The organism is Pseudoalteromonas sp. Isolate6 (assembly GCF_022398435.1).
Lineage (GTDB): Bacteria > Pseudomonadota > Gammaproteobacteria > Enterobacterales > Alteromonadaceae > Pseudoalteromonas > Pseudoalteromonas galatheae.
Genome location: NZ_JAKEVK010000246.1, coordinates 1 through 6,029, shown reverse-complemented (window position 1 = coordinate 6,029; position 6,029 = coordinate 1). Strand labels below are relative to the sequence as shown.

General features: G+C 44.0%; 4 protein-coding genes. 1 reads left to right on the top strand and 3 read right to left on the bottom strand.

All coding sequences use genetic code 11. From position 1 onward, the window contains the following. Window positions 1–29 precede the first annotated feature (29 nt). Window positions 30–2,378: a bifunctional aspartate kinase/homoserine dehydrogenase II gene (metL, locus tag L1D50_RS20710; RefSeq protein ID WP_128728886.1), complete on the bottom strand. Its 2,349-nt coding sequence runs from the start codon at window positions 2,376–2,378 to the stop codon at window positions 30–32. Between the two features lie 4 nt (window positions 2,379–2,382). Then, complete coding sequence (gene metB / locus L1D50_RS20705; RefSeq protein ID WP_128728887.1) at window positions 2,383–3,603, bottom strand: cystathionine gamma-synthase; 1,221 nt, start codon at window positions 3,601–3,603, stop codon at window positions 2,383–2,385. Window positions 3,604–3,947: 344 nt separating this feature from the next. Between metB and metJ the strand changes: the two genes are divergently transcribed. Next, window positions 3,948–4,268 carry a met regulon transcriptional regulator MetJ gene (gene metJ, locus L1D50_RS20700; RefSeq protein WP_010368921.1) on the top strand — a complete coding sequence of 107 codons (321 nt, stop codon included), beginning with the start codon at window positions 3,948–3,950 and terminating at the stop codon, window positions 4,266–4,268. A gap of 80 nt (window positions 4,269–4,348) precedes the next feature. On the opposite strand, the gene L1D50_RS20695 is transcribed toward metJ, so the two are convergent. After that, a complete protein-coding gene (locus L1D50_RS20695) occupies window positions 4,349–5,590 on the bottom strand; it encodes a malic enzyme-like NAD(P)-binding protein (protein ID WP_128728888.1) in 1,242 nt (413 codons plus the stop codon). Window positions 5,591–6,029: the final 439 nt, after the last annotated feature.

Genomic DNA, 6,029 nt, shown 5'->3' with positions numbered 1-6,029 from the left:
GTTGTATTATATTTATTTTCTTAATAGAGCTATTTTAGATTTTGCGTTAGCCAGAATAAATCAGAATGTATTCCCGCCGCTGTCACTTCTTTACCTGCTCCTGGGCCTTGGATCACCAGTGGATTTTGTTCATACCATTTAGTGTGGATCACAAAAATATTATCACCCGGTGTTAAGTTCGCGATTGCCGAGCCGTTTGGTACCTGTGCAATGCCTACTTTTGCAGACACTTTGCCATTGCTTGCAATTTCAAGCGCACCTGTATATCGAAGCGCAGCGTCATTCGCAGTGGCCTTTGCATAGTGTGTCGCATAAAAGTCATCGAGTTGCTGGCGATTTTCTAAAAACGTTTGCCATGTACCCACACTCAAGGACTCAGGCATTAATGCCTCTAATTCAATATCGTCAAGCTCAAGTTCAATGCCTAACTCTCGTGCTAAGATCAAAAGCTTACGCTGCATATCTCGGCCAGATAGATCTTCTCTCGGATCAGGCTCAGTAAAACCAAGTTCTTGCGCCCCAAGCACTAGCTCAGAAAATGCTTCAGAACCATCATAGCGACTACAAAGCCAAGATAAAGTGCCGGAAAAGACGCCTTCAATTCTCACTACTTCATCACCACTATTTTGCAGATCAGCCAATGCAAAGTTAATGGGAAGACCTGCGCCAACACTGGTGTTGTAACGCCATAACAGGTTACGCTCTTGTAACTGCTGACGCAGCTTTGAGTACCAACCTTGTTGTGCCGTGCCGGCATATTTATTGGCGCTGATCAAATGGCAGTCATGTTCAACAAACTGTGGATACAACTCGCTGAAGCGCTCGCTCGCAGTAATATCGACCACCACTTTATGCTCGTAATCTAGCTCTTTAATACGAGTGAATAGCTCTGCTTCATTGTATTCAATAGCCTCATTTTGCCACTGCTGTTGCCATGATGCTAAATTCAACCCGCTTGGACAGAACAACATTTGCTTAGAACGCAGTAAGCCAACCAACTTAAGATCAAAGTGCTCACTCAGCTTAGCGACTTGGTTTTTGCATTGTTCGATAAACACTTCACCCACATTGCCAACACCCGCCACAATCACAGCAAGCTCTCTGCCTTTATTGACCAAACGCTCATGCAATATAGCAAGTAGATCACTATCAATTGCTTGATCGGTTAACACTAAGCTGTAATGACGCTCTTGCAGTACAAAACGGGTGACAATCGCATGTTCATCCAATAGCTCCAGAGCCTGCTGATGTAACCCAGCAACATCCTGACTTGGGGCAACAATAGCAAAGCCTTGTACTTGCGACTCAATAATATTGGCTCGCGAATCCAGCGCTTTGATCACAACATGGCTAAACTCAGATGGCACCAGTAAGTGTGCCTCTCCACCTTTAACAAAATGATGAATGCTATGCTGGATAAGCTGGCTTAGCTGTTTTACTTCACCACTTTTTAGCTGCTCGACGCGTAACAGGTCAAGTTGTCCAAAAGTGGTAATAAAGCGCTTCTCTTTGCTATAGCCTGCCTTTACTATCTCAGTGCCAAGTGCATCGGCATCAAAGCTGCTACGAACTTGTAGTTTTATATCGGTATCTTTAAGTGGAGACAGCGTTTTTGCATGTAATACCGGATTACCTAATCGTGCGAGTAATTCAGCTTGGCCACGGCATACCTTAGTGTATTTTATGGCATTGGCGACTTTACGTGGATCAGTGCTGAATACACCAGTTGTATCCGTCCAAATTGATACTTGAGCCGCATCAAGATAACTTGCCAACAAAGTTGCGCTATAGTCACTGCCATTCCGGCCTAAAGTCACCGTTTCCCCTTGTGCATTTGCAGCAATAAAACCGGTAACGATATAGATAGCGTGATCATCAATAGCGCGATAGCACGCTTCTTTGTTATGGGCGTGGAGTAACACTCCCTCTTGTTGTACAAATAACGTACGAGCGTCGATAGCTTTGGCTTCAACACCCTGAGAGCTTAGGTAGTTTGCTAATATACGAGCCGACCATAGCTCTCCATGTGCAAGTAAACTCGCGTAGTGAAGCTGTTGTTCTTCTCGCCCTGAAGCGATTGCTTGCAGCTCATTGACAAGCTGTTTGAGTAACACACTGTGTTGTTCACCTACAAACAAGGCATCAATTAATTCACGTTGATGATTTTCAACTTGTAATAAAACATCGTTGAATGCGCGAACATCTTGCTGCTCAAAGCTTTGCCATAATTTCACTAGGGTATTCGTTGTTTTTCCTGCAGCAGAAACCACAACACTGTCACCTAGCTGACATTGCTCTAACACTATCTTGGCAACCGCCTGATAACGCTCTGGCGAGCTTAAACTCGAACCACCAAACTTATGTACTACTTTTGCCATTTACTCACCACAACGCTACTGTATGCGCAGGCGTTAATTTGAATGACTTAGCATCATCACTCGCCTGACTTTCATCAATACATGCAAATCCTGACTCCAGATCTGCAATGAGATCCTGTGCATCTTCAATGCCCACAGAAATACGAATTAACGTATCGCCCACTCCCGCTTCTAAACGTGCTTGCGGCTCCATTCCTGCGTGTGTCATCGTCGCTGGATGGCAAATTAGACTCTCAACCCCACCTAAAGATTCAGCCAATGAAAAGTGCGTTAGAGACGTTAAGAACTTCGCTGATGTTTGCAGATCGCCTTTGATATCAAAGCTCACCATACCACCAAAGCCGAGCTGTTGTTTTTTCGCAAGTTCGTGTTGAGGATGCGATTCAAGGCCAGGGTAATAAACTTGGCTAACATACGGCGACTTTTCTAAATACTCCGCAATCAGCTGAGCATTTTCTTGATGCTGGCGTAAACGCACGTTTAAGGTGCGCAGTCCACGTAGAGTAAGGTAACTATCAAAAGGTGCACCTGTAATACCGATATTATTCGCCCACCAAGCTAACTCATCACCCAACTCCTGTGTACGCGCGATCACCGCGCCCCCCACGACATCAGAATGACCATTGATATATTTAGTGGTTGAATGCACGACGACATCCACGCCAAAAGCAATAGGGTTTTGTAATGCAGGAGACAAGAAGGTGTTGTCAGCGGCAACCAAAGCCCCTATGGAGCGCGCTGCGTTTACGACAGCTTCTATATCCGTGAGCCTTAATATGGGGTTACTGGGTGTTTCAATCCAAACTAATTTAGGTTTGATCTGCTGCAGCTGTGCAAGACTTTCTGGTTGCGTAAGATCCAAGACGGCTAATTTGAGCAATCCACGCTTTGCAAGCGATGTAAACAAGCGATAGCTACCACCATAACAGTCATGTGGAATAACCAGCGTATCGTCATGGTTAAGCAGTTGCGTTACTAGGTGAACGGCAGCCATGCCAGTCGCGGTAATAATGCCACGAGCACCGCCTTCAAGTTCGGTAAGTGCCTGTGCCAGCACATCACGATTAAAGTTACCACTGCGGCCATAATCGTAGTCGCGTTTGGTATCAAAATCGGCAAAAGAATAGGTGGTAGAAAGGTAAAGCGGTGGTACTACTGCTCCATGTGCTTTATCAGCTTCTATACCGTGACGCACTGCAACCGTCGATTTGTTAACTTGACTCATAAGGTCACCTAGATAGTTGGATGTTTAGACGTCTAAAAGGTTAGAGCAACAGAAACTAGAAGTCAAAACATTTATACCGCTAAATGGCTAAATAACTAGTATTTGACTATCTTTTTTAAACCGATAAAATTTCGCCACTCTAGGCGTTGCTAATACGACTGAGTTATTGAAAACTATGGCAGAGATTCTTCTATCTCGCTATGGCGGATTAGTTTATTCATCTATTTGGGTTTAGGATTTATCTTTAATTCGTAAAGTTATCCCTATATTCATGCGGTTGGTGAATAATGTAGACCAGAACCCAGTCATATTGGCATTGATGTAACTGAGGCAAGTACACAATTATGGCAAAATGGAACGGTGAGTATATTCACCCATATGCAGAACACGGTAAGAAAGCAGAGCAAGTAAAAAAGATCACGGTGAGCATACCTCTGAATGTACTCAAAGTGCTAACTGATGAGCGTACACGTCGCCAAGTGAATAACTTACGTCATGCCACGAACAGTGAGCTTTTATGTGAGGCGTTTCTACATGCCTTCACAGGTCAGCCACTGCCGAGCGATGAAGACTTGAGAAAAGATAATCCAGAGCGTATTCCGTTAGAAGTAAGACAAATAATGGAAGAACGAGGCTTGGAGATCCCAGAAATAAACGAAGAGTGATAAAAACTCTCTCGCGCTGGAATACAGACACAAAAAAAGCCTCGACCGAGGCTTTTTTCATTTGGATAATACCATTGGTATTATTCCATATATCCAGCTGGCATGTCGATTTGTGCCACGCCTGATTCAATTGCAGCTGCCGCTACCGCTTTTGCAATACGAGGTAACAAACGTGGGTCCATTGGTTTTGGAATAATATACTCAGAACCAAACTCAAGGCTATCCACGTCAGCCGCTTTTAACACTTCAGCAGGCACAGGCTCTTTAGCAATCGTTCTAATTGCTTCAACCGCTGCAATCTTCATCTCGTCATTGATAGCAGTTGCACGTACATCAAGCGCACCACGGAAGATAAACGGGAAACACAGCACGTTATTTACTTGGTTTGGATAGTCCGAGCGACCAGTCGCCATGATCAAATCATTACGTGCACCGTGTGCAACTTCAGGGCTGATCTCTGGATCTGGGTTAGAACAAGCAAATACCACAGGCTTGTCAGCCATTAACTTTAGATCTTCAGCAGAAAGTAAATCTGGGCCAGAAACACCAACAAATACGTCCGCATCTGCAATCACGTCTTGTAACGTACGCTTATCCGTGTTGTTTGCAAACAGCTCTTTGTATTCATTTAGGTCATCACGGCGAGTGTGGATCACGCCTTTTCTGTCCAGCATGTAGATGTGCTCACGTTGAGCGCCGCACTTGATCAATAATTCCATACAAGCAATAGCGGCTGCACCCGCGCCAAGACACACAATAATCGCATCGTGAATATCTTTACCTTGGATTTCCAACGCATTCAGCATACCCGCAGCGGTTACAATTGCAGTCCCGTGCTGATCATCATGGAATACAGGAACGTCACAACGCTCGATTAGCGCGCGCTCAATCTCAAAGCACTCTGGCGCTTTAATATCTTCAAGGTTAATACCGCCAAACGTGTCTGCGATATTTGCCACCGTATTGATGAAGTCTTCGGTGGTATTGTGCTTAACTTCAATATCGATTGAATCAAGGCCCGCAAAACGCTTAAATAATAGCGCCTTACCTTCCATGACAGGCTTTGACGCCAAAGGACCTAAGTTACCCAAGCCAAGAATCGCCGTACCATTACTGATCACCGCAACCATATTTCCTTTACCCGTGTAACGGTATGCATTCGCCGGATCAGCCGCGATTTCACGTACTGGCTCTGCAACACCAGGGCTGTATGCAAGTGCTAAGTCTTTTACGGTCTCGGCAGGTTTAGTAAGTTCAACACTGATTTTACCTGGAACGGGCTTCTCGTGATAATCTAGAGCTTGTTGACGAAAATCTGTCATGGCGCGATATTTTCCTACGAAGTTAATGTGAGAGTGTGGTAAACGTTCGCATTCTGAATGTTGGCAACCTATCAGGCAGGTTAGAGCAACACACAGTGCGATTAACTATATGAGCGACGACATTCAACCACTCAACAAGCCTATGTGCTTTGCTGTCGTGGTATGTCAATAGGACATATAGTTAATCGACCGTATTCACACAATACCGAGTTTTACTCATTATTCAAGTAAAATCAGGTCTATCCACTAGCACGGTATTTTCTATACTTTTCCGAGAAGATAAGCTCAATTTTAAGAAATATTTCACAAATAAAATGGCTAAAACTTAAAAAATAAAACCCTAAAACGAACTCGAAATGTAGAAAATTAGCACAAATGTACACCAATTATAAAAACTATAAGAAAATAACAACTTAATTAATTTTAACGTCAAGATACC

Coding starts and splice junctions, on each gene's coding strand:
- metL (WP_128728886.1), bottom strand. CDS start 2,378: ATGGCAAAAGTAGTACATAAGTTTGGTGGTTCGAGTTTAAGCTCGCCA.
- metB (WP_128728887.1), bottom strand. CDS start 3,603: ATGAGTCAAGTTAACAAATCGACGGTTGCAGTGCGTCACGGTATAGAA.
- metJ (WP_010368921.1), top strand. CDS start 3,948: ATGGCAAAATGGAACGGTGAGTATATTCACCCATATGCAGAACACGGT.
- L1D50_RS20695 (WP_128728888.1), bottom strand. CDS start 5,590: ATGACAGATTTTCGTCAACAAGCTCTAGATTATCACGAGAAGCCCGTT.